23 protein-coding genes and 1 riboswitch are annotated in these 25,004 nt (G+C 41.7%); of the genes, 13 read left to right on the top strand and 10 right to left on the bottom strand.

The features are described 5' to 3' along the window. The 3 genes from VSA01S_RS02170 to VSA01S_RS02160 form a co-directional block, all read right to left on the bottom strand. Positions 1–382: ZrgA family zinc uptake protein (locus VSA01S_RS02170; protein ID WP_147052662.1), on the bottom strand; the 382-nt coding region annotated here is incomplete at its 3' end. A 146-nt stretch (positions 383–528) separates the two neighbouring features. Continuing rightward, a complete protein-coding gene (locus VSA01S_RS02165; RefSeq protein ID WP_039978726.1) occupies positions 529–834 on the bottom strand; it encodes a DUF2607 family protein in 306 nt (101 codons plus the stop codon). 211 nt (positions 835–1,045) lie between these two features. Further along, positions 1,046–1,597 carry a YtfJ family protein gene (locus VSA01S_RS02160; protein ID WP_039978728.1) on the bottom strand — a complete coding sequence of 184 codons (552 nt, stop codon included), beginning with the start codon at positions 1,595–1,597 and terminating at the stop codon, positions 1,046–1,048. Positions 1,598–1,878: 281 nt separating this feature from the next. On the opposite strand from VSA01S_RS02160, the gene VSA01S_RS02155 reads away from it, so the two are divergent. After that, positions 1,879–2,079: a DUF1107 domain-containing protein gene (locus VSA01S_RS02155; protein WP_039978982.1), complete on the top strand. Its 201-nt coding sequence runs from the start codon at positions 1,879–1,881 to the stop codon at positions 2,077–2,079. A 54-nt stretch (positions 2,080–2,133) separates the two neighbouring features. On the opposite strand, the gene msrA is transcribed toward VSA01S_RS02155, so the two are convergent. Then, on the bottom strand, positions 2,134–2,772 hold the full coding sequence (gene msrA, locus VSA01S_RS02150; protein WP_039978730.1) for a peptide-methionine (S)-S-oxide reductase MsrA: 639 nt from the start codon (positions 2,770–2,772) through the stop codon (positions 2,134–2,136). Between the two features lie 168 nt (positions 2,773–2,940). Here msrA and tamA point away from each other — a divergent pair, with 168 nt between their 5' ends. The 3 genes from tamA to VSA01S_RS02135 all read left to right on the top strand — a co-directional run bounded on the left by tamA (position 2,941) and on the right by VSA01S_RS02135 (position 8,886). After that, positions 2,941–4,656, top strand: coding sequence for an autotransporter assembly complex protein TamA (tamA, locus tag VSA01S_RS02145; RefSeq protein WP_039978731.1), 1,716 nt, complete (start codon positions 2,941–2,943; stop codon positions 4,654–4,656). Beyond that, positions 4,653–8,420, top strand: coding sequence for an autotransporter assembly complex protein TamB (gene tamB, locus VSA01S_RS02140; protein ID WP_039978733.1), 3,768 nt, complete (start codon positions 4,653–4,655; stop codon positions 8,418–8,420). The genes tamA and tamB overlap by 4 nt, the downstream gene beginning before the upstream one ends. Before the next feature lie 118 nt (positions 8,421–8,538). Next, a complete protein-coding gene (locus VSA01S_RS02135; RefSeq protein WP_039978735.1) occupies positions 8,539–8,886 on the top strand; it encodes a gamma-glutamylcyclotransferase family protein in 348 nt (115 codons plus the stop codon). Between the two features lie 93 nt (positions 8,887–8,979). Here the strand turns inward: VSA01S_RS02135 and ppa are convergent, their stop codons facing one another. Together ppa and fbp are read right to left on the bottom strand one after the other, a co-directional pair. Then, positions 8,980–9,504: an inorganic diphosphatase gene (gene ppa, locus VSA01S_RS02130; RefSeq protein ID WP_039978737.1), complete on the bottom strand. Its 525-nt coding sequence runs from the start codon at positions 9,502–9,504 to the stop codon at positions 8,980–8,982. Between the two features lie 118 nt (positions 9,505–9,622). Then, positions 9,623–10,633, bottom strand: a complete 1,011-nt coding sequence (gene fbp / locus VSA01S_RS02125) for a class 1 fructose-bisphosphatase (RefSeq protein WP_039978738.1) — start codon at positions 10,631–10,633, stop codon at positions 9,623–9,625. 322 nt (positions 10,634–10,955) lie between these two features. On the opposite strand from fbp, the gene mpl reads away from it, so the two are divergent. The 5 genes from mpl (at position 10,956) to thiQ (ending at position 16,503) form a co-directional block, all read left to right on the top strand. Further along, positions 10,956–12,314 carry a UDP-N-acetylmuramate:L-alanyl-gamma-D-glutamyl-meso-diaminopimelate ligase gene (gene mpl / locus VSA01S_RS02120; protein WP_039978740.1) on the top strand — a complete coding sequence of 453 codons (1,359 nt, stop codon included), beginning with the start codon at positions 10,956–10,958 and terminating at the stop codon, positions 12,312–12,314. After that, positions 12,314–12,952, top strand: a complete 639-nt coding sequence (locus VSA01S_RS02115; RefSeq protein WP_039978742.1) for a flavin prenyltransferase UbiX — start codon at positions 12,314–12,316, stop codon at positions 12,950–12,952. The genes mpl and VSA01S_RS02115 overlap by 1 nt, the downstream gene beginning before the upstream one ends. A 32-nt stretch (positions 12,953–12,984) precedes the next feature. Further along, a riboswitch (TPP riboswitch) is annotated at positions 12,985–13,125 on the top strand. A 71-nt stretch (positions 13,126–13,196) separates the two neighbouring features. Beyond that, a complete protein-coding gene (gene thiB / locus VSA01S_RS02110; protein WP_039978744.1) occupies positions 13,197–14,189 on the top strand; it encodes a thiamine ABC transporter substrate binding subunit in 993 nt (330 codons plus the stop codon). Between the two features lie 14 nt (positions 14,190–14,203). Then, positions 14,204–15,796 (top strand): thiamine/thiamine pyrophosphate ABC transporter permease ThiP, encoded by a 1,593-nt coding sequence (thiP, locus tag VSA01S_RS02105; protein WP_083932189.1) that lies wholly within the window; start codon positions 14,204–14,206, stop codon positions 15,794–15,796. Next, positions 15,790–16,503, top strand: a complete 714-nt coding sequence (gene thiQ, locus VSA01S_RS02100) for a thiamine ABC transporter ATP-binding protein (protein ID WP_039978746.1) — start codon at positions 15,790–15,792, stop codon at positions 16,501–16,503. Before thiP ends, thiQ begins: the two co-directional genes overlap by 7 nt. 67 nt (positions 16,504–16,570) lie before the next feature. Here thiQ and VSA01S_RS02095 read toward each other — a convergent pair whose 3' ends face one another. From VSA01S_RS02095 to argR, 3 genes are all read right to left on the bottom strand, one after another. Then, the gene (locus VSA01S_RS02095; RefSeq protein ID WP_039978747.1) at positions 16,571–19,150 is read right to left on the bottom strand and encodes a TRAP transporter permease; all 2,580 of its coding nucleotides are present in this window, start codon (positions 19,148–19,150) and stop codon (positions 16,571–16,573) included. Between the two features lie 365 nt (positions 19,151–19,515). Continuing rightward, the gene (locus VSA01S_RS02090) at positions 19,516–20,484 is read right to left on the bottom strand and encodes a TAXI family TRAP transporter solute-binding subunit (protein WP_039978748.1); all 969 of its coding nucleotides are present in this window, start codon (positions 20,482–20,484) and stop codon (positions 19,516–19,518) included. A 399-nt stretch (positions 20,485–20,883) separates the two neighbouring features. Next, entirely contained in the window at positions 20,884–21,354 is a 471-nt protein-coding gene (gene argR / locus VSA01S_RS02085; protein WP_039978749.1) for a transcriptional regulator ArgR, read from the bottom strand. A 354-nt stretch (positions 21,355–21,708) separates the two neighbouring features. On the opposite strand from argR, the gene mdh reads away from it, so the two are divergent. Together mdh and VSA01S_RS02075 are read left to right on the top strand one after the other, a co-directional pair. Then, a complete protein-coding gene (gene mdh, locus VSA01S_RS02080) occupies positions 21,709–22,644 on the top strand; it encodes a malate dehydrogenase (RefSeq protein WP_039978750.1) in 936 nt (311 codons plus the stop codon). Positions 22,645–22,775: 131 nt separating this feature from the next. Further along, positions 22,776–22,967 (top strand): hypothetical protein, encoded by a 192-nt coding sequence (locus VSA01S_RS02075; RefSeq protein ID WP_021709385.1) that lies wholly within the window; start codon positions 22,776–22,778, stop codon positions 22,965–22,967. An 84-nt stretch (positions 22,968–23,051) separates the two neighbouring features. Here VSA01S_RS02075 and ispB read toward each other — a convergent pair whose 3' ends face one another. After that, a complete protein-coding gene (ispB, locus tag VSA01S_RS02070; RefSeq protein ID WP_039978752.1) occupies positions 23,052–24,023 on the bottom strand; it encodes an octaprenyl diphosphate synthase in 972 nt (323 codons plus the stop codon). Positions 24,024–24,290: 267 nt separating this feature from the next. On the opposite strand from ispB, the gene rplU reads away from it, so the two are divergent. Then, complete coding sequence (gene rplU / locus VSA01S_RS02065) at positions 24,291–24,602, top strand: 50S ribosomal protein L21 (RefSeq protein ID WP_021709383.1); 312 nt, start codon at positions 24,291–24,293, stop codon at positions 24,600–24,602. Between the two features lie 20 nt (positions 24,603–24,622). Continuing rightward, entirely contained in the window at positions 24,623–24,880 is a 258-nt protein-coding gene (gene rpmA / locus VSA01S_RS02060) for a 50S ribosomal protein L27 (RefSeq protein ID WP_005383095.1), read from the top strand. Positions 24,881–25,004 lie beyond the last annotated feature (124 nt).

Raw genomic sequence — 25,004 nt, 5'->3', positions numbered from 1 at the left:
CTTCATGATCGTGATCTTCATGTCCATGCTTGGCATCGTTATGTTCCTCATGATGCTTATTCAATGTATGAGAAACACGTGCCTCTTCGAGAGTACAGTCTGCTTGCGGGTTAATGGTGAAAAGAGAAGTCGCATCTTTGAGTTTGTTCACTGCAAGCGTGAGTGCTTTTTCTTGCTGTGCATCCTGTGGGGCGTGCTCAAAACCGACGATATCCGCACCCGGTGATTTCACTTCAATCAGAAGATCATGGCCATCTTGAGCGATGTTGAATTCAGCATGGCCATGAACATGGGCTTCATGTTGGCGATACTCTTCTGCATGAACGGTCGCTGCGCTAAAAGATAAACCGATGGTCAGTGCAAGAATGTGTTTTGATGGCATAGTGTTATTCCTTTAATTTGGCTTAAAAGTTATTAATATTTTTAAATTTAGTTTAAGTCTATTGCAGTTTTTTTACTTGTTCATATATCTAAGTTTATTCACCCAAGCCTTTTTAGGGCATTTAGGTAGCAAATAGACAGACATTGTTAAATATTAAGCATTAAAGGTGGATCGCGAGCAGAAGGAAGAAGTGAGGTAACCTGTTGCCTTTTTTGTTGGCTGTCAACAAAGTAGGAACGATGAAAGCTGGGTGGGGTCAGTATCGGTAAAGATTTTAATGTACCGTGCTGAAGGCCAGAAAATAATTGGCAATGATGGTCAGTGTGGTGTTCGGGGGTGACATCAAGTTGGTGAGCGATAGTTGCAAAGCTCCAGACAAGCATAAGCGCACTAATAAACAGAGCGACCTTGCGATGCCAGTGATTTTGATATGCTTTACAATGAGAATGCATTTTAACGCCCGAATCAGAATTATTGTTATAATATAACAATAATTCTGATTCGTATATTAATAGTTTTCCAGTTAATCAACTGAATCTCTTAAAAATAACACCCATTTATAGCTGAGTGATAAATACATTTATTGGTGTAATTAAACATATTATTTTAGCAACTTTATCTGTTACCAGGCTACTGAAAGATCAACTGAAAGTCTTTCTGATTTTAAATATTTTTCTGAATAATTTCTAGTACTTGGGCCACTTCTTCAGGCGTCAATGCCCCTTCCTTGATAAATAAAATATTACCTTGCTTGTCTTGGACAATAATGGCGGAACTCTCTTCTTTTAATGCCCATTGATTTGCCACGATACCGTTTTCATCCAACACCATAGAAGACCAAGGGAATTGTATTTTACTATCTTGCGCGGAAGACTTAACAAACGAACCTGTTCCCCATATCGCGTCATCTTGGTTGATGATAGTGGTGGTTTGATAGGCTTCTGCAGGGAATTTAGAGGCCGTGATCGCGGTCATCAAAGGGGCATTCATTTCTTTAGCACTGCTGCGACCTGCGATAGCCTGAATTACTCGTACCTTGCCGAGCATACTCTGGGTTTTCCATGGTTGGTAAGCAACACCTTTATCTTGCATTACTATTTCACCATAAGCATTAACCGTTACCGCAGGTAGTTGCTGGCCTAATTGAAGGTTGTGAGCTTGAACCAAGGTTGGAGACGCGGTCAAAAGAAGAGAGAGAAGAATTCTGGCTTTCATGCTATGTACATTCCATATTTGTGGATAATTTACAAGTATACCCGTTCATCAGCTCTAAGAGCCACTTCAAGGTGCTAGGTTTGTTTAGAAGCTCCCAAAGTGTTGCATCGTTAAAAATTGAACTTGGATTTATCCTCTCGAGCTAGTACCTATAATTTATAGTATGATGGTTTGTTTATTTTCTTTCTGGTTAGAGTTTGTTAGAATGATCTCTGTCGCAAATGGTATGCGAAGATTGCTTTGGATTAGCAATCGTCTTTGACAAGGATTTTGAGGTCATTATGTTCCGTGAGTTTTCTGTTTATCGTCCAAACCAAGTGGCACGTTTTGTTAAAACTTTATTTAAAGGCCGATTTTTGATCGCGGGTATCGGAGAATTTGAGTTTGATAACGGAAAAGTGCTACTCCCTGATGTGAAAAACCCTCAGCTATTATCAGTATTTCGCGAAGTGAATCGAGCCATCTTATTATTGCCAGTATAAGTGTTATTTTTTTATTCTTATGCTTAAAAGTTTGCGCTTAAACTCATGTAATTTTCACTCGTCAGGAACAGGGAAACAAACTCCTGTTCCACTTAAACCACAGTAGCCATTTGGGTTTTTAGCTAAATATTGCTGATGGTAAGTTTCGGCAAAGTAGTAAGGTCCAGCAGTGAGGATTTCGGTGCTAATAGTGCCTGTTTTTTCTTGATTTAATACATGTTGATAAGTCTGTTTAGACTGTTCTGCAATAGCTTGTTGCTGCTCAGAGTAGGTGTAAATTGCAGAACGATATTGACTACCTAGGTCGTTGCCTTGACGCATGCCTTGGGTAGGATTGTGTTTCTCCCAGAATAAGCTCAATATCTGCTCTAATGTTGTAATTTTTTGGTCGAAAACAACTCGTACCACTTCGGTATGACCAGTCAGGCCTGAACATACCTCGTCGTATGTAGGATTAGGAGTATAACCGCCTGAATAGCCTACTGACGTGGATATAATGCCTGATTGTTGCCAAAATAAGCGCTCTGCGCCCCAAAAACAGCCCATACCTAATAAAATAACTTGTTGGTTTGCTGCTAGTGGTGCAAATAAGTCCGATTGATTAACAAAATGGATTGGTTCGATTTGTATTGGTGAACTTCTGCCTGGTAGAGCATTTTTTGCACTAATGATGCTTTCTTTATTTGTTAACATGGTGTTTTGCCTTGTGATGCGCTCAAATCATATGGATATAGAGTAGATATGTTGTTTTAATTTTGCGTTTTAGTGACATTAATTTCGATACAACCTGTACTATTACAGACTTAGCTTTAAATTGACGCTATCATTGTTTACGTTTATTCATCCATTCAACTAAAAAGCATGATAAAAAAAGCTTTCTTAATAATTGCTAGCCTGCTTGTTTTTTCTCATAGTGCACATGCCACTATGTCTCTTAAGATTAAAGGGATAGACGACGAGTTAAAAGATAATGTTGATGCTTATTTGTCTTCTATTCCTAAGAAAGACTATGCCAATACTTTGCGTTTTCGTTCTAGAGTCGAGAAAAGCATTACAGAAGCCCTTAATGCTCTTGGCTATTACCACCCCAAAATTGCCTACGGTTTATTCTCTAAACATAATGAAGATCTGGTAGTTAATATTACTCCTGGAGAGCCAGTTCGGATCAAAATGATAGACATTTCTTTAAAGGGAGAAGCAAAGGAAGATGAAGCTTTCACAAAGTTAATCCAAGATTCACCATTAAAAATAGGTAAAGTACTCAATCAAGGTGATTACGACAGTTTGAAGTCTGGAATTCGTAATCTGGCTTTGCAACGAGGTTACTTTAATGGTGATTTCAGTTTGAGTCGATTGGAAGTTATTCCTGAGTTAAATGAAGCAAAAATACGTTTACATTATAACAGTGGTATTCGTTACCATTTTGGTTCTTTGGAGATTACTGGCAGTCAAATTTGGCAAGATAGGGTAGATTCACTTAGCCCATTTGAGAATGGGCAGCCGTATTTAGTGTCTGAAATTGGGCAGTATAATCAAAACTTATCAAATACAGATTGGTTTTCATCAGTATTTGTAGAGCCTGATTTAACCAAGCTCGACGATGGGCGAGACTTACCGATTAAAGTTGCCCTTGCGCCAGCGGCCAAAAATCAGTTAGAAACAGGTCTGGGTTATTCTACTAATATCGGCATTCGTGGCACTCTAAAATGGAAGAAACCTTGGGTCAGTGGACGTGGTCATAGCTTTAATACCGCACTGGCTTTGTCTAAACCTGAACAGACTATTACTGCTAGCTATAAAATTCCATTAGCGGATGTCCAGCATGAATATTATCAGACTCAGTTAGGTTTACGTCATCTGGATAGAAGCGATACTGAAAGCTTGGAATCTACTTTCTCTTTAGAACGTCATTGGTTAAGCGATCATGGTTGGCATAAAACCCTATATGTTCGTCATTTGTATGAAAATTTTTCCCAAGGCTTGCAAGATGATGGTGTGCAATTTGTCCTGCCTGGTGTCTCTTTCTCTCGTACTCGTACCCGTGGTGGTAATATGCCAATGTGGGGAGATAAACAAAGTCTCAAGATTGAGTATGGCGACCCTAAACTGTTATCTGAAACTCAAATCTTACGCTTACTAGGCCGAACATCTTGGATTCGCTCTATCGGCAAAAATAACCGAGGTCTATTTCGCTTAGATGGTGGTGCTAACTTGACCCATGAATTAGATAAATTATCTCCGTCTCTACGTTTTTTTGCTGGTGGTGATAATAGCATTCGAGGATACAAATATGAGTCTATTTCACCAACTGACGCTAGTGGTGCTCTGACCGGGGCGAAATACTTTCTTACCAGTACATTGGAGTATCAATACCGGCTTTATGGCGATTGGTGGGGTGCTGTATTTTATGATATTGGTGATGCTTTTAATGAAAAACCTAAATGGATGAGAGGGGCTGGTCTAGGGATTCGTTGGGGCTCTCCTGTTGGGCCAGTCAGTTTAGATTTTGCTTGGGGATTAGATGAGAAACCCAGACCAGAATTTCGTCTTCACTTCTCTTTGGGGCCTGAATTATGATGACTCTCTCGTTTAAGTGGATGAAATGGTTCTCTTTCGCTTTGTTAAGTTTAATATTATTCCTGAGTATTTGTCTGGGTGTTGGCTTATTCACCCAATCGGGTTTACAACTGGTTTTGTGGGGAACAGAGAAAATACTACCACAGCTGAAGGTTGAACAAGCTCAAGGTGCATTATTTCCGGGCTTTTCCTTAAATAATGTGACATTTTTAGATGATAGTTTACATATTAATGCTAAGGCAGATCGTGTTACATTGGCGATAGATGCGCAATGCTTACTCAATATAAGAGTATGTATTAATGAAGTTACTTTGCAAGGTGTAGACTTTCAGGTGTCAGAGTTGCCTGAACAGGAATCGCTAGTAGAAGAAAAACCACCGACTCAAAGAGTGAGTTCTCCTCTACCAATTTTCGTTAATAAAGTTAATTTGAACGAAGTCAGCCTGAATATTCTAGGTAATAAAATAGATTGGCAAGATTTTTCAACAGCATTATCTATACAAGGTGATCGCTTGGTGGTTGAACCAACGATGCTCAATGTTATCAATGTTTCCCTGCCTGCAAAGAGTCATACCAGCCCAAACACATCAAGCAACGTCGCAGTAACATCTGGAGGAGCAACCAAGCAAATTGTTTTACCTGAAATTTGGCTCCCTCTTAAGATCAAGCTTCAACGTTTGGATATCAATGACTTTCAATTGAATGGTCAAACACCATTCACTGTGAACCATTTAGGTATCGAAGCAGAAGCGGGTGGTGATAAAGTTAATGTGCGGAACCTTGAACTCAAAATGCCAGAGATTGATGCAGAACTCAGTACGCAGCTGACATTATCTGCAAACTATCCACTTCAAGCGCAAGTAGACGGATTAATCAAGCAAGCGAATGTTAAAGGACAAAAACTGGCTTTATCAGTTTCGGGAAGTGTTGCCGATCTTGAAATTCAAGCTTCATTAACTGAGGTTGCGACGGCTGAAATTCACGCTCAACTTCAACCATTAAAACCAGATGTACCCTTTGAGCTCACGTTGAACAAAGTTAAAGCACAATGGCCACTTGTTGGTAAAAGTGATTATCAATTTTCGCTGTCTAACGTCGAAGCAAAAGGTTCCCTAAACGATTATAGCCTCTCTTTACAAGGAGAAGCCTTGGGGAAAGATATCCCTGCTGTGGGTGTGAACGTAAAGGGGACAGGGAGCTTAGAGCAAATTGATTTAGAAAGTATCGTGATTAATGCCTTAGGTGGAGAGCTATCAGGTGACGTGATGGTCAACTGGCATGCACCGCTAAATTGGCAAGCTGATTTAAACTTGGCACACATACAGCCTGGTCTGCAATGGAAAGACATTGAAGGAAATTTAAATGGCCAGTTGAAAACTTCAGGCTCTTTAACATCTCAAGGTGGTTGGCAAGTGAGTCTACCTATGCTCGATATTGATGGGGTTCTACGTGGTTATCCTCTTAACATCAAAGGGCAATTAGAGGCTATTGATAAAACAGGTAAAACCGAAAGTATCCACTTGAACACTCGAGGATTGACATTATCCCATGGCCCAAATTTGTTGCAGGTAACTGGCAAAATAGACAATGACATTTTGATGGATTTGGAAGTTAAATTCCTCGATCTTGCGAAAACGATACCTGATCTTGCTGGTAATATGGTAGGTACCATTGCCATTCGTGGTAATGTGAAGCAGCCACAAGCTGATCTGGATGTGTCACTGAATAAGCTTAAATGGCAAGAGCAATTACAAATTGCTAGTGCAGTCTTAACGGGAAACGTCGCTCCTTTTCCAAATCCTAAAGCAAATCTTAATTTAGTGGTGAAAAATATTTTTTATGATGGCCAGCATGTTCAACGTACGGATGTGTCTTTATCCGGAGATGAACAAAGCCATAAACTTATATGGGATTTAACGTCAGAAAAATTGGCTAGCCATGTTGAGATTGAAGGTCGTTTGAAACAAAAACCAGAATTGATCTGGGATGGATCAATACAACGCCTTGCTCTAGGTACGCCTCAAGGCCCATGGGTTTTAGAAAAACCAACACAAATAACGGCAAATATTGACAAGCAACTCGTCGATGTTCAGGCAAATTGTTGGTTGCAAGCTGAATCCAAAATATGTCTAACTCAAGATGTTACATTAGGTAAAAAAGGAGAAGTGGCGTTAGCAATCAGTAATTTTAACTTCGACCAAATCGACAATTTTTTACCCAAAGAAACTCAATTACATGGTGCTTTGGATGCTGATATCTATGCGAAATGGGCTCCTGAAACAAAGCCTGAGTTGAATGCAATTATTACTATTCCAGAAGGAAAAGTCGTTCAAAAACTGGATGAACCTATCACAATAAAGTGGAATGAGATAAATCTCAAAGCTAAGTTGGCAGAAGATAAATTAACCACAAAATGGTTGCTCGATGTCACAGACAACGGAGCTATTTCTGGTGATCTGATGCTGAATAATGTGTCTACTGATGATGCAACTATTGGTGGCCAAGTTTCGGTTTCTACTTTTAACTTAGACTTCTTATCACCATTGTTGGGAGAGTTTAGTGAGATGAAAGCCAGTCTTGATTCTGATTTAGCCTTATCAGGAGACATTATGCATCCTAAAATCAATGGTCATGTTACGCTTAACCAACTCAAGCTCCAAGGGGAAGTGACGCCGATTGATATTAATTCTGGTCAAATGGTACTCGACTTTAAGGGACATCAAGCTGAACTAAATGTCGATATTATTACTCCAGATGGAAAACTATCCGTTGATGGTGCGGCGGATTGGCAGGATTTATATAATTGGCATTCAAGTGCTCATGTTTTTGCTAAAGAATTAAAAGTGGATTTATCTCCAATAGGTAAAGCGATTGTTGAGCCTAATATGACGATAAATATTCAGCCAAACATAGCTAAAATTGACGGTAAAATACATTTACCTTGGGGACGGATATTGATCGATGAGCTACCCCCTAGTGCGGTAAAGGTCTCCTCTGATACCGTTATTTTAAGTGCCAATGTTCGACCTCTTAATAACACGGCAAAATTACCTTTTAAGGTCGTCACAGATGTTGATATCGATATCGGTAAAGACTTTGAATTCTCCGCGTTTGGACTTAACGGTAATCTACAAGGTAAGCTTAATGTTACCCAGAAAGATAAAGGACCATTTATCGTTGGTGAAGTAAATATCATTGATGGTTCTTATCGATCATTTGGTCAAGATTTGCAGATTGAGAAAGGAAAAATCTTAATGAATGGTCCTGTCGATCAGCCTTATATAGCAATTAAAGCAATACGCAATCCAGACAATACTCAAGATGATGTTATTGCAGGGATTAACGTCACTGGACCGGCCAACGAACCGAAAGTTGAGGTATTTTCTCAACCAGCGATGTCACAAGCCAATGCACTTTCTTATCTATTGCGTGGCCAAAAGTTGGATGCTGAATCAGGCGATAATGCGATGACCACGGCTCTTATTGGCTTGAGCTTAGCTCAGAGTGGCCAAGTTGTTGGCCAGATTGGGGAGGCATTTGGAGTGGAAGATCTACAATTAGATACAGCAGGAGTAGGTGATGACTCTCAGGTTACGGTGAGCGGCTATATTCTTCCTGGTTTACAAGTGAAATATGGGGTTGGTATTTTTAACTCACTTGGTGAATTCACGGTGCGCTATCGTTTACTGAAAGATCTTTATGTTGAGGCTGTGTCGGGAGTTGATAGTGCGGTAGATCTATTATATCAATTTGATTTTAACTAGTTGATCTTATTAGATGCTTTTGTTTTATATATGCTCATATCTTAGGTTGCTACAGGGTAAGCCGTTATTATAAAAACCTGCTTTGCACATTGTGATGGAAAGGAATAAAGGAGAGCTTATGCAACATTTGGTCTTTGTTTATGGCACACTACGTCAAGGAGAGTGCCATCACAGCTTTTTAAAACATGCAGAGTTTCTTGGGCATCATAGAACAGATGCTCAGTTTGCACTGTATGACCTTGGCCCATACCCTGCATTGTCCACAGGACAAAAATCTGTATTAGGTGAGATTTACTTAATTGATAATGAGACGTTAGACGAGTTGGATAAACTCGAGGATGTCCCGATTGAATATCGTCGAGAATTCATTGGGACGCCGTTTGGTTTGTCTTGGATTTATTTATACCAAGGCGCAGAAGTGTTAAACGAAGAAATCGCTTCTGGTGATTGGTGTCAGCGTGTTTAATCGTATATAGAGTAGTGATGCATTGTCTGGTAAGGAAATACCCAAGTGATTGATTCACCTGGGTATATGTTTTTAGGTGTCAAAGATATGTCTCTATTTTACTCGCTGGTAAGACTCTAGGATTTCTGCTTTAGCGGCGTCAACATCTGCCCAACCATCAACTTTCACCCATTTGCCATCTTCAAGCTCTTTATAGCGTTCAAAGAACTGAGTGATCTGTGCTTTCAATAGTTCAGGGATGTCGTCGACGTTTTGAATATGATCGTATTCTTTTGAGATTTTTGAGTGCGGAACCGCAAACACTTTTGCATCTTCACCAGATTCATCCGTCATTCTCAGTACGCCAACAGGACGACAACGAATCACAGAGCCTGGCATTAATGGGTAAGGAGTTGGAACCAGTACATCTACTGGATCACCATCGAGAGAAAGAGTGTTGCTTACATAGCCGTAGTTGCATGGGTAGAACATTGGGGCTGACATGAAACGGTCGACAAATACAGCACCAGTGTCTTTATCTACTTCATATTTAATTGGATCGGCATTTGCTGGGATCTCGATAACAACGTAGATGTCTTCTGGAAGGGATAGACCTGCTGGTATATTTTTCAGACTCATTTGAATGTTCCTTTTCAGTGAAATGAGGTAGTCATTGATGTGAATTGTTGCTTTACTTTAGCGACAAAAATGCAGCAGGTAAACTGCTGCTGCGTTGAACTAAGATCTTGGTTTACTCTTAGTCTTGATGTTCTGAAAGAAAAGCCTCAACTTTTTGTACCATGTTTTTTGAACCAACAAAAAATGGCACCCGTTGATGCAGTTCTGTTGGTTTTAAATCCATAATACGATTGATTCCATCCGAGGCAAGACCGCCAGCTTGTTCGATCAAGAAAGCCATGGGGTTACATTCATACAGCAAACGTAATTTTCCTTGAGGGTAGCTTTGAGTGCTTGGGTAGAGATAGATGCCACCTTTGAGTAGGTTACGATGAAAGTCGGCAACTAAAGAGCCAATGTAGCGAGAAGTGTAAGGACGGCCATCTTCAGGCTCATTTTCTTGGCAGTATTTGATGTACTTTTTTACCCCGAGAGGGAAGCGGATGTAATTTCCTTCGTTGATCGAGTAGATCTTGCCGTTTTCTGGAATCATCATGTTTTCATGGGATAAACAGAAACTGCCAATTGAAGGATCATAAGTAAAGCCATTCACACCATTACCTGTGGTGTAAACCAGCATCGTGGATGAGCCATAAATGACATAACCTGCAGCGACTTGCTTACTGCCTGGTTGAAGGAAGTCTTCTTCTATTGGTGGTGTTCCGATAGGTGATACTCGGCGATAAATCGAAAAGATCGTGCCAACAGAAACATTGACATCAATGTTAGAAGAGCCATCAAGTGGATCCATTAACACAACGTACTTAGCGTTCTTGTTCAATTCTTTGTTAAAGGTGATGGCTTCATCTTCTTCTTCACTTGCAACACCACATACTTGATCACGAGCTTCAAGAGCCGCTTTAAATTTGTCGTTGGCATACACATCAAGCTTTTGCTGATCTTCACCTTGGACGTTCTCAGTGCCGACCGCACCAGTAATATCACCAAGGCCAGCAGCATTGATTTCACGGTTCACTATTTTTGCTGCGAGACGAATCGAAGCTAGAAGAGATGAAAGATCACCACTCGCATGGGGAAAGTCTACTTGCTTTTCAACGATGAACTCGCCTAGTGTGCGCAGTCCTGACATGTTTTATCCTTACCTGTTTCATTTCATTGTATTGGGAGTTAGGCAATATGCGCATCTCTTTCTGGATACTAAAATACTACCTTGCATTAATTTTATGCCGTGGATCTTATTAATGGTAATGAAGTAACTGTTTGAGATCTCAATTTATTGTCTTATTCAACAAGAAGTGATTGATTTAGTATGAACCATACATACTGTTGATGACTTTTTCAGTTAGTTTAGGTGGTATGGTGAAAAAACGTTAAGATCAAACAAAGAGACTCGCTTTTCTGTTCGTTATCACGATAATGAAAGCATCAAACTGGTATTACAAGGCAAATCTATGCATATTCATATCTTGGGCATCTGTGGCACGTTTATGGGCGGTGCAGCTATTTTAGCCCGCCAGCTAGGCCATAAAGTGACGGGCTCTGACGCGAATGTTTATCCCCCAATGAGTACTCTATTAGAGTCTCAAGGTATTGAAATAATCCAAGGATTTGATCCTAAGCAGCTTGAGCCTCAACCTGATTTAGTTGTGATTGGTAATGCGATGAGCCGAGGTAACCCCTGTGTTGAAGCTGTGCTTAATAAGAATATGCGTTATACCTCTGGTCCACAATGGTTACAGGAGTTTTTACTCCGTGAGCGCTGGGTGCTGGCTGTATCAGGAACACACGGTAAAACAACCACTTCAAGCATGCTGGCTTGGATCTTAGAAGATTGTGGTTATCAGCCGGGTTTCCTCGTCGGTGGAGTATTAGGCAACTTTGGTGTGTCAGCTCGATTAGGGGAAAGTATGTTTTTTGTGGTCGAAGCGGATGAATATGACAGTGCGTTTTTTGATAAACGCTCTAAGTTTGTTCACTACCACCCGCGCACATTGATCATGAATAACCTTGAATTCGATCATGCGGATATTTTCGACGATCTAGAGGCGATCAAGCGTCAATTCCACCACTTAGTGCGCACTGTTCCGGAGAATGGTTTACTCCTTGCTCCGCAGCAAGATCCATCGTTAAAAGACGTGCTTGCTCGCGGTTGTTGGACAAAAACGCAGTTCACTGGTATCGCTGGTGATTGGCAAGCGCACAAATTGGTTGTTGATGGTTCTAAGTTTGAGGTGTCACTACAAGGTGAGACCGTAGGCTTTGTCGATTGGAACCTCGTAGGTGATCACAACGTAGATAACGCTTTGATGGCGATTGCCGCTGCGCGTCATGTTGGTGTTGTCCCCGAGCTGGCTTGTCAGGCTCTTGGGCGTTTTATTAATACCAAACGTCGCTTAGAGCTGAAAGGTGAAGAGCAGGGCGTGACGGTTTATGATGATTTTGCTCATCATCCAACAGCGATTGAACTGACTTTAGGTGGTTTACGTAATAAGGTGGGTAAACAGCGAATTCTTGCCGTTTTGGAGCCTAGTTCTGCAACGATGAAGCGCGGTGTTCATAAGAATACTTTGGCATCTTCTCTGCATAATGCAGATGAAGTATTTCTTTTTCAACCAGATAACATTGAATGGTCTGTACAAGAGATTGCCGAACAGTGTGAACAGCCTGCGTTTGTTGATGCAGAAATGGATACTTTTGTTGCGAAAATCGTCGAAAGATCGCAACCTGGCGACCAAATTCTTGTGATGAGTAATGGTGGCTTTGGTGGTATCCATAGCAAGCTTCTCGAACAACTGAAACAAAAAACTTAATGACACTTATGCAGCAAAAAGCAACCCCTAAAAAAGCCATCACATTAGCTATGACGGGCGCCTCTGGTGCTCCGTACGGGCTTCGTCTTCTTGAATGTTTGGTGGCTGCGGATTACCACGTTTACGTGCTGATTTCTTCTGCGGCTCGAGTCGTGATGGCGACCGAGCATGATTTAAAGCTGCCAAGCGGCCCTGAAGCGGCACAAAAGGCATTGGTTGAACATCTCAACTGTACTCCAGATAACATCACCGTTTGTGGTAAAGAAGATTGGTTCTCTCCCGTTGCTTCGGGCTCAGCGGCACCTAAGCAGATGATCGTTTGCCCATGTTCAGCGGGCAGTTTAGCGTCCATCGCACATGGTATGTCGGATAACCTGATTGAACGCGCTGCAGATGTTGTGATCAAAGAACGTGGACAATTACTGTTGGTAGTACGAGAAACCCCCTTCTCCACATTGCACCTTGAAAATATGCTCAAACTATCGCGAATGGGTGTCACAATCATGCCTGCGGCACCGGGTTTTTATCATCAGCCACAAAGCATCGAGGATTTGGTTGATTTTATGGTGGCAAGAGTATTGGATCACCTAGGGGTTGAACAAGGTTTGGTGCCGCGCTGGGGGTATGATCAACGCTGATTGTGAAATACATCAAATAGCTTTACAATTCTGCTTACTCATCGGGGAGCCACCCAGTACCGAACATATTGGTGAACTGGACGCTGAGACCTAAATGCAATCTAATATGCAACTAGGGACCCGTATTACCTGAACCAGATAATGCTGGCGTAGGAATTGAGTCTGGATATTATCGGTCCCAAATAGCCGCCTCAACCCTGTGCCGCTCAACCTATATCTACCTAATGTAAATGGAGAGCGAGCAGTGAAAACCTTTTGTCGTTTAGTTGCCCTTGTAGCGATCACTTCAGCTTCTGCGTATGCTGCTGAAGACACTCTTACCGTCTATACCTATGATTCCTTTGCTGCCGATTGGGGTCCAGGCCCCAAAATTAAACAAGCTTTCGAAGCTCAGTGTGATTGTCAGGTCAACTTTGTTGCGCTGGATGATGGCGTCTCGATTCTCAATCGGTTACGTCTTGAAGGAGAACGCAGCAAAGCAGATGTTGTTCTCGGTCTAGATAACCATTTAATGGCTGAAGCAAAAAAAACCGGATTATTTGGAAAGCATAATGTCGACTTGAGTACGATCGTGCTGCCAAATGGCTGGGAAAACGATACTTTTTTACCTTATGATTACGGCTATTTTGCTTTTATCTATGATAAAGAGAAGTTGCAGAATCCGCCGAAAAGTATGCAAGAATTGCTGGAGAAGCGCGATGATCTTAAGGTTATTTATCAAGATCCACGAACTTCCACTCCAGGACAAGGTTTGATGCTATGGATAAAATCTCTTTATGGTGAGGAAGCCGATCAAGCCTGGAAGCAGTTAGCAAATAAAACGGTGACTGTAACCAAAGGTTGGTCTGAGGCTTATTCGATGTTCTTAAAAGGTGAATCTGATCTTGTGCTTTCTTACACAACCTCACCTGCCTATCATCGGATTGCTGAAAACGATACAAAGTACGCCAGTGCTGACTTTAAAGAAGGGCACTACATGCAAGTAGAAGTGGCGGCAAAAGTGAAAAACTCCCCCCATCCTGAATTGGCCGATCAGTTTATGAACTTCATCTTGAGCGAACCGTTCCAAGCTGTCATACCGACAGGAAACTGGATGTATCCAGTGACTAAGGTAGCATTACCCGAGGGGTTTGCAGCATTAAATGTTCCCCAAAAAACACTCACCTTGGATACCGATGATGTCGCTAAAATGCGCAAATCTTGGGTTCGTGAGTGGCAACATGCTTTGACCAATTAATATAGAGACTACTTTTGAATCATATTCCTAAAGTCGGTTTAGGGGTCGCGATACTTATCACGACCTTTGTTGTTGCCGCTCTTGGTGCATTATTTGTTCAAGCGCCAGATCTCGATGTGTCTTTAATTTGGAACGATCCCTATTATCAACACGTTACTAAATTTAGTTTTTACCAAGCTTTCCTCTCGATGGGGTTAAGTATTACGTTAGCGATTCCACTTGCTCATGCCCTGTACCGCCGTGAGTTTATAGGCAAATCTTTATTACTTAAGCTGTTTGCATCGACCTTGGTTTTACCAGTTTTGGTTGGTGTTTTCGGTTTATTAGCCATTTACGGTAATAGTGGCTTACTTGCCCAGTGGTTGCTCAGCCTTGATATTGAACTGCCTTTTTCAATTTATGGTTTGAGTGGTATTTTACTTGCTCATGTTTTCTTTAATATGCCGTATGCTGCCCGCCTGTTAGTGCAAGCCTTGGAGTCGATTCCAACAGAGCAGCATAAATTGTGTGCGCATCTTGGGATGAGTCACTGGGATAAATTTCGCTGGGTAGAATGGCCACGGCTAAGACAGCAATTGCCTCACGTGTGTGGCTTGGTCTTTATGCTGTGCTTTACCAGTTTTGCGACGGTGATGGCATTAGGTGGTGGCCCTAAGTCAACCACAATAGAATTAGCGATTTATCAAGCCATTAAGTTTGATTTTGATCTTCAAACCGGAGCGTTACTGGCGCTATGGCAAATACTGCTTTGTAGTGTGCTTTCATTAGGCATTCAAGCATTAACCAAACCGATGTCAGTAACCAGTGGTAGTACTTTGGTACAGCAATACTTAACGAAGGATCATCGGTGGTCAAAAGCTTGGGATAGCTTTTGGATCATAGGTGCCTTTTTGCTCGTAATACCGCCTTTATTGATGGTGTTAATCAGCGGTTTTAATCAGAAAATTTGGACTGTTTTAACCGACGAGGCGTTTTGGTCGGCATTATTAACGTCGATCAAGGTGGCTCTGTTGGCCAGTACATTAGCGATGGGAGCGGGCGTAGCTATTTTACAAACAAGCCGACGTTTACGATTATCTTTTCGCTCGAAGCGCGCCGATCACATTGAGTTTATTGGTACCATTATTTTAGTGACACCTGGCTTAGTGATCAGTACTGGATTATTTTTGTTATTACGTTCAATAACCGACGTATACAGTTTGGCGTTTTGGGTGGTGATCGTCGTTAACGGATTAATGGCGTTACCCTACGTGATTAAAACCTTATCTCAGCCAATGTTACATATTGAACAACAATATCAATACTTGTGTGCGAGCTTAGGCCTTCGTGGTTGGCAGCGTTTCCGCCTGATTGAATGGCGTGCCTTACGTAAACCTTTTGCTCATGCATTTACGATTAGCTTGATGTTTTCGATGGGGGATTTAAGTGCGATTGCTTTATTTGGCAGCCAAGATTTCCGGACTTTGCCGTTATATTTATTTCAGCTATTGGGAAGCTACCAAATGGAAGCCGCGGCCGTTGTTTCTGTGACCTTGCTGTTATTGAATTTAGGTTGTTTCGCTTTGATTGAAAAACTCTTTAAAACAAGGAATAACGTACCATGCTAGTATTGAGTGACGTGCAATATACCTATCTTCAAGAATGTTTTTATTTTGATCTAAACATTGAGAAGGGGCAAATTGTTGCTTTAATGGGGCCTAGTGGTTCGGGCAAATCAACGGTACTCGCTTTAGTTGCTGGTTTTATTAACCCCGAGCAAGGTGACATATGTGTTGAAGGCCATTCTATTGTGGCAAGAGAGCCTTATCAGCGCCCATGTTCAATGTTATTCCAAGAGCATAATTTGTTTGCCCATTTGACGGTCAGAGACAATATTGCTTTAGGACTAAAACCGAACTTAAAGCTTAATGAAGCAGAGCAAAAGCTTATCGAAGAAGCTGCTGTACAGGTTGGAGTCGCAGACTATCTTGATCGATTGCCAGAGCATCTTTCTGGAGGTCAGCGGCAACGGGTGGCACTGGCTCGTTGTTTTGTTCAACCTCATCCTATTTGGTTATTGGATGAGCCTTTTTCTGCGCTTGATCCAGTTTTGCGTGAAGAGATGCTCGTGTTAGTCAAACAGTTGGCCGTCGCCCGAGATATTACAGTGTTGATGGTGACGCATCATCTCAGTGACGCGCGCTCGATTGCTAGTCATTTTGCCTTAATTGCTGCAGGTCGAGTTGAGGCTTGTGGCGCAATCAATGAATTTACCGAACATCACTCTAGCCCTGTTGTAAGAAGTTTTGTTCAGGCAGCAAAAACAGTAAATTGAAACACAAAAGGCCTCGACACAGTCGAGGCCTGATAGGTGATTTAAGGTGCGAAGGTACGCGATAAGCCTAGTTGGTCTTAGCTTCTCGACGGACCCGGTATTTTTGGTTCATGGCGAGAAGTAATAACAGCAATAGACAGGGTACAAAAACCCACTCTTTCATCGGGCGGTTTGCCTCTTGAATGACGGACTTAATTTCCCAATCGAAATCAATCCCTGCGTTTTCTGCTGGACTGCCGAATTCGACCATATCTACCAGCATTTTATTATCGCTTTCTTGCAGCATTAGGCCCATCGATGTGATGCGCTCTTCGCCAGTTTTCGCCTGCTCCTCAAATGGAAGGCGGACCGTTTTCTCTTGATATTTTCCTTCTAAATTTTCACCAGCAACACGCAACTTAAGGGTTTCACCTGGTTTAAGGTTTTGAGCAATCTGGGTGACTTCCACTCCAGGAGAAACAGTGTGTGCTGGGTAAATCATGTCCCACCAAAAACCTGGTCGGAAGAAAGAAAAAGTAAGAACCAGCAGTATGACGGTTTCCCACCACTTATTGCGTGTTAACCACCAACCCTGTGTTGCTGCTGAGAAAATCAACATCGCAATAATGGAAGAGATAATCGTCAGCGCTAAATGCCACCAAGAGTCGACCCCAATTAATAATAACTGAGTGTTAAAGACGAACATAAAGGGCAGAATTGCGGTACGAATGTCATAAGTAAAACCTTGAATACCTGTTCTGATAGGATCCGATTTTGCAATGGCTGCAGCAGCAAAAGCGGCTAAACCAACCGGCGGAGTATCATCAGCTAAGATGCCAAAGTAAAAGACAAATAAGTGTACTGCAATAAGTGGAATGATTAGGCCGTGTGCAGCACCCAGTGTGACGATAACTGGAGCCATCAAGGTTGAAACAACGATGTAGTTAGCTGTGGTGGGTAAACCCATTCCTAAAATTAAACTGATCACTGCGGTGAACAGCAAAATCAGAATGATACTTCCACCTGAGATAAATTCGACGAAGTCGGTCATCACCAAGCCAATACCAGTTAGTGTCACGACACCGACAACCGTTCCTGCTGCAGCTGTGGCTACACCAATACCGATCATATTACGGGCACCAGATACGAGACTTTCGAGTAAGTCAGTCACGCCAGCTTTTGTCGGTTCGATCAGATCATTTTGTTTGGATAGCCAAGCGATCAACGGTCGCTGAGTGAGCAAGATAAAAATCATGAATACACTTGCCCAGAAAGCTGATAGGCCGGGTGAAAAACGCTCGACAGTTAGGCACCAAACTAATACCACGATAGGCAGTAAAAAGTGCAAACCAGACTTAATGGTTGGTCCAGGCTCAGGGACTTCTGTTAGTTCCGCATCGATCTCAACCTTACCTTGCTGAGCGTGGTTTGCTGATATTTTTGCTAAACCGACATAGGAAAGTAATAAGGCTCCAGTGACGATCATTGTGGCGGCTTCACCAAAAACATCTTTTGTCCATCCAACACCATAATAAACAGCCGCGCTGATTACACAGAGTCCGAGAATCGTGCCGGTAAAAGAAAGTAAGCTATACAGCAGCGTTGGATTATGGCGTCGAGGTAGGCCTGTCATCCCCGCTTTACAGGCTTCAAGGTGGACAATATAAATCAGAGCAATGTAAGAAATGAGGGCAGGGAGAAGGGCAGCTTTAATGACTTCAACGTAAGAAATCCCCACATACTCGACCATCAGAAATGCCGCTGCCCCCATAATAGGTGGCGTTAATTGACCATTGGTCGAAGCGGCCACTTCAACTGCACCAGCTTTGGTTCCTGGAAAGCCAACTCTTTTCATTAGGGGAATAGTAAAGGTGCCTGTTGTGACTACGTTTGCAATCGAAGAGCCTGAGACTAAACCAGACAGTCCTGAAGCGACGACGGCTGCCTTCGCTGGGCCACCTTTCATATGGCCTAACAAAGAGAAGGCGACTTTGATGAAATAAGCGCCTGCGCCTGCCCGTTCAAGCATGGCTCCGAAAAGAACAAATAAAAATACAAAAGATGTAGAGACCCCCAGAGCAACACCAAATACACCCTCAGTGGTTAACCAAAGGTGTGACATGGCCTTATTTAAACTGGCTCCTTTATGGGCAATGACTTCTGGCATGTAAGGGCCAGCAAATGTATAGGTGAGAAAAACGGCAGCAACGATCATCAGAGGAGGACCTAATGCACGGCGGGTAGCTTCCAGCAGTAGTAACATACCGATTACTGAGATAATAATATCGACTTGTAGAGGTGCGCCTGAACGTCCAGCTAATTCAGTATAGAAAATATATATATAGCAAGAAGAAAAGCTTGCCCCGAGTGCTAATAACCAATCAATAAGTGGGATAGTATCTCGTGGAGAGCGCTTCATGGCCGGATAGGCAGTAAAGGCAAGAAATGTTGCAAAAGTGAGGTGAATGGCTCGTGCTTCAGTATCATTGAGCACTCCAAAATTAAAAATAAATGGTAGTGGTGAGGCATACCAAAGTTGAAAAAGTGACCAGCACAGAGGAACAAACCACAAGATTCGGCCTTGTAAGCCAGATGGATCGCGGGCCCCTGTATCTGCTTGAGCCACCATTTCTTGCACATCTTTTGACGCAGTTTTATTCGTCATCATGTACTTTTCCTTATTATTGATGGTTCTATTTCTATTGCATTCTTTACATACAAAATGACTTAAAGGTATATGAGTCCCCTTAGTCATGTTCATATTACTCTAAGTACAAGTGGTATTAGAGAATTACATCGATAGATATATGTTGTTGATATTTAGGGTTACACTGAGCCTAGCTCGAAAAGATCATTGTTACTGATATTCTAGGTTGCTTTAGATACGAGCGAGAGTTCAATTACGTCGGAAAAAAGCTGCATCTTTGTCTATAAAATTGCGAAAATATACATATATTTCACAATGTAAATCATACTTATAACGCACATTAAGCTAGAGGTGCCGTTTAATGTGCGTTAAATGCAATGCACTGTTTATTTTAGAAGACCCACCTCTTTGTAGTATTTTTCTGCCCCTGGGTGAAGAGGAATCGAAAGGCCCGCTTGGACCATATCTTCTTTCTTAAGGTTAGCAAAAGCAGGGTGTAGACGTTGGAATGTCTCAAAATTCTCGAATACAGCTTTGGCAACATTGTAGGCAACGTCATCTGAAACATCGCTTGTTGTTACCATAGTTGCAGCAACACCGAAGCTGTTAACGTCTTTTTCAGTTCCGCGGTACATCCCAGCAGGAACGTTGCTGAACGCATAGTAAGGATTGTTCGCTACGATTTTTTCTATTTCAGGTCCAGTTGCAGGAACGAGCTTTGCTTCACAAGATGTTGTGGCTTCTTTTATTGAACCATTCGGATGGCCAACCATGTAGATAAATGCATCGATCTTATTATCGCAAAGGGCTTGTGAGCGCTCAGAGCCTTTTAACTCAGAGGCGAGTTTAAAACTGTCATTTTTCCATCCCATTGCATCCATTACCACACTCATAGTGGCACGGTCACCCGAGCCTGGGTTTCCAATATTGACGCGTTTGCCTTTGAGATCTTTTAGGCTATTAATGTTTGAGTCGGTACGAGCAATGATATTAAAAGGTTCGGTATGTAAGGAAAACATCGCACGAAGTTTTTTATATGGGCCTTGTTTACTAAATTTACTGGTTCCATTATAGCCGTGGTACTGCCAATCTGATTGAACAATACCAAAATCAAGTTCTCCGTTACGCATGGTGTTTACGTTATAAATTGAGCCACCGGTTGACTCAACAGAACAACGAATCTTATGCTCTTTACGACCTTTGTTGACCAATTTACAGATGGCACCACCAGTTGGGTAATAGACACCTGTTACTGAGCCAGTACCGATAGTAATAAAATCTTGAGCATTAACTGTGCCAGCTCCTATTACTGCTGCTGTAATCGCACTAACTTGAAGAAATTTGTTAAATGCCATGAATTTCCTTCCTTATATTCATCATTAGCATGGAAATGACTATTAGTAGGTCCAATGGGTGATAGGTCCAATAGTTTCACTTCAAACGATATCTTTCTCAATCCATATACTTGAAAAAGAAAATAAATGATAACAAAAAAACACGAAAAGTTTATTCATCCAATCAATAAATAAAGTGACCTAGATTGAACTTTTAAACATTCCAATAAATCATTGCAATATTAAATTATTTTAATTAACAATATTTTAGCGCTATATTCTGATGTTTTGGGGTTATAATGAAAAAATTAGAGATATGTGACACTATTTGTGTTGATTGTGATAATCGATGGGGTGTAGGTGTTTGAATAAAGCAGGGTCAAACACCTTGTAGATATTTTACTGCTTCAGATTGGTAGACTAGCCGTTGTATTCAAAAAGTTCGCACACGGAGCGAAATAGCTGTTCAGTAGGGACCGGTAGAGTTGGGGTAATAAAAATAGTATCATCACCTGCAACAACACCAAGAATACCTTCCGATTTACCTAAGGAATCAAGCAAGCGTGCAATAAGTTGAGCAGCACCTGGACCTGTGTGAATAACAACGAGAGCAGCATTATGATCAATGTCTAAAACCAGTTCGCGTAGAGAACTACTTACTGTCGGCACACCAAGTTCTGCAGGTAGACAATAGACCATTTCCATTTTTGCGTTACGTGTTCTAACTGCGCCAAATTTTGTCAGCATACGAGAAACTTTTGACTGATTGATGCTTTCAAAGCCTTGTTGTTTAAGTGCATCAACAATCTCCCCCTGTGAACCGAAGCTTTCTTCTTTTAGCAAGGCCTTAAAAGCGCGAACTAAATAATCTTGTTTTTCTGAATTGCGCATAATTATTATGATTCTCTAAAGTAGGGTCAGCAATTTGCATATTCTTGCATATATATTCAAGCGGTGCCAAGTACTCGGTAGATTATGTTACTTTGGTCACTGTAAAAATCTAATAGTTTGCCGTACTGTAAATTCGTTAGTTTTTATTTTTACCTCTTTGAATCTATTGTATTTAAACTGTATTTTATAATAATTAAATCTTTATTCATTTACACTATCTGGTGAGTTGCGCGAGGTCGCAAAGCTAGCGTTTATTGATTGTAATCAAGTTTTGATTTCGATATTTTTATCTTAATTAACAATAGAAGATCCTATAAATACGTATATAAGAGAAATACTCTCAAGGAGAATTACATGAAAGTCGCCGTTATTGGTGCCGCTGGCGGTATCGGTCAAGCTTTGGCCCTTCTACTTAAGAACCGTTTACCTGCAGGTTCTGATTTAGCTTTATATGATATTGCACCAGTCACCCCTGGTGTTGCTGCCGATCTCAGTCACATCCCGACACCTGTTTCAATTAAAGGTTACTCTGGCGAAGACCCAACGCCTGCACTTGACGGTGCCGATGTCGTACTAATCTCAGCGGGTGTTGCTCGTAAGCCTGGTATGGATCGTGCCGATCTTTTCAATGTTAATGCTGGCATTGTTAAGTCGTTAGCAGAGAAGATTGCGGTTGTATGTCCAACAGCATGTGTTGGCATTATTACTAACCCAGTTAACACAACTGTGCCAATTGCAGCTGAAGTTCTTAAGAAAGCGGGTGTTTATGATAAGCGTAAGCTGTTTGGCGTTACGACGCTAGATATTATCCGTTCAGAAACTTTCGTTGCTGAGCTAAAAGGTAAAGATCCAAGAGAAGTTCATGTACCTGTTATTGGTGGTCACTCTGGTGTCACTATCCTTCCTCTTCTTTCGCAAATTGAAGGTGTTGAGTTTAGTATTGAAGAAGTAGAAGCTCTGACCAAGCGAATCCAGAACGCAGGTACAGAAGTTGTCGAAGCAAAAGCGGGTGGTGGCAGTGCAACCTTGTCTATGGGGCAGGCGGCGTGTCGCTTTGGTCTGTCACTTGTTCGTGCTCTACAAGGCGAAGAGGGTGTTGTTGAATGTGCATACGTAGATGGAGGCAGTGAACACGCCCCTTACTTCGCGCAACCTGTGAAGCTAGGTAAAAATGGCGTAGAAGAAGTGCTAAGCTACGGTGCATTGAGTGACTACGAAAAGTCTGCGTTAGACGGCATGCTGGAAACTCTAAACGGCGATATCAACATCGGTGTGGAGTTCGCTAAATAAGCGTTCGATTATTCTATCTACAAAGCCGAGCGCGAGTGCTCGGCTTTTTTGATCTTTGATGCTATCACTACGTATCAACTTTTTAACCTAAAGGTATTTTTGAATCCAAAAAGTAACCAAAGGAGCAAACGATGGAAGCAAATCGTGTCCATAAAGGGTTGATAGTAGAGTGTCAACAAGGGGTGGGGACTATCTTGGTTGTCGATAGAGAAGCACAGATGGTACTACTCGCTAAGCAAGGCTCAGAAGAGCAACTCGCACTAGGCTTTGACGAAATAGAAGAGAATCCACAGCTACACGGTGGCTGTCATCAATATTATTAACTTCTATTTACAATTGCAGTAACACATCAAAGAAAAGCCAATCTTTCTTTGATGTGTTACTTTTTCAGATCAACTAACTAAGAGCTACTTAGTCCGATTAACGGCCATATGTGCTAAGCTTATCATGGCTTCTTTATATTCCGACTCAGGCAATACTTCGAGTTCTGCTATAGCTTTATCTGCTTCCTCTAATGCTTTTTTAGTGGTGTACTCTAGTGAGCCAGATTGCTCCATTACCTGTAAAATTTCCTCCAAGTACTCCATGCCATTTGATTTCTCAATCGCTTCACGAATCATGGTGGCGTTGTCAGTTGTTGTGTTATGCATTGCATGGAGCAAAGGTAGGGTTGGTTTACCTTCTGCTAAATCGTCCCCGACATTTTTCCCCATATCTTTGCCATCAGAAGTGTAGTCCATCACGTCGTCAATCAGTTGAAAAGCTGTGCCAAGGTACTTACCATAATTCTGCATAGCCACTTCAACTTCTTCTGGCGCATTGCTAAGAATGGCACCAATTTGAGTGGCAGACTCGAATAATCGTGCAGTTTTAGAGTAGATAACTTGCATGTAGTTTTCTTCAGTGATGTTGGGGTCATTACAGTTCATTAACTGCTGAACCTCACCTTCAGCAATGACATTAACGGCATTACTCATAAGTTTGAGGATCTTCATTGATCCTAGTTCAGTCATCATTTGAAATGAACGTGTGTAAATAAAGTCACCGACCAACACGCTTGCAGCATTACCAAAGGCAGCATTAGCAGTCGCTTTGCCCCGTCGCATATCAGATTCATCAACAACATCATCATGAAGTAAAGTTGCTGTATGAATGAATTCGATAAACGCCGCAGCCATGGTATGACCATGGCCTTGGTAATTAAGTGCACGTGCAGACAAAATGGCAAGCAACGGTCTTAGACGCTTGCCTCCACCACTTACAATATAAAATCCGAGTTGGTTTATTAAAGAAACATCGGAGTTTAATTGAGCTTGAATTGTTTCATTCACTTTTGCCATGTCATCGGCAGTAAGCGCTTGGATAGTTTTAAAATCCATCGTATATCCGGCTGAAGTTAGACCCTACAAGGCTTTTTCTATTTGTTTAATCGTCGAATCATACACTAAAAAACGTTGATTAATACATGGCTAAACGGCATGATTGACACACTTTTCTTTGGCGATTAGCTTTTCGCCAACTTTTTAAAAATATGGCTTGTCATAAGGGCATCTCTTCTGTAGAATCTGCGCCCTATTGATGATTAGTTTAGCGCACACCCTAGCTCAATTATGATTGCAGGCTGTGCGGAAAAAGCGGAGTAAAATATGTACGCTGTTTTCCAATCTGGTGGTAAACAACACCGTGTAAGCGAAGGTCAAACTCTTCGTTTAGAGAAATTAGACGTTGAAACTGGTGCAACTGTTGAATTTGATAATGTTCTTCTCGTTGCTAACGGCGAAGACATCAAAGTTGGTGCACCTCTTGTAGAGGGCGGCAAAGTTGTTGCTGAAGTTGTACAACACGGTCGTGGCGATAAAATCAAAATCGTTAAGTTCCGTCGTCGTAAGCACTCTCGTAAGCAACAGGGTCACCGTCAGTGGTTCACTGAAGTGAAGATCACTGGTATCAACGCTTAATTTATTAGGAGAGTTTAACAATGGCACACAAAAAAGCTGGTGGTTCTACTCGTAACGGCCGCGATTCAGAAAGCAAACGCCTTGGTGTTAAGCGTTTCGGTGGTGAATCTGTTCTTGCAGGTAACATCATCGTTCGTCAACGTGGTACAAAGTTCCACGCTGGTAACAACGTAGGTATCGGTAAAGACCACACACTTTTCGCTCTTACTGAAGGTAAAGTGAAATTTGAAGTGAAAGGTCCTAAAAACCGTAAGTTTGTAAGCATCGAAGCTGAGTAATTTAACCTTACGGTTGATTATCTTAAAGCAAGATAGCTGAATTCAAAAGCCCTGCCGATTCGGCGGGGTTTTTTATTTATGGCAGTCGACATATCGAAGTTTCTTGTTAGCACATTGTATAGTG

Origin of the sequence: Vibrio sagamiensis NBRC 104589 (assembly GCF_007990935.1) — a bacterium.
GTDB classification, from domain to species: domain Bacteria; phylum Pseudomonadota; class Gammaproteobacteria; order Enterobacterales; family Vibrionaceae; genus Vibrio; species Vibrio sagamiensis.
Note: the sequence above shows the minus strand (reverse complement) of the source record. Positions and strands in the feature narration are given on the sequence as shown.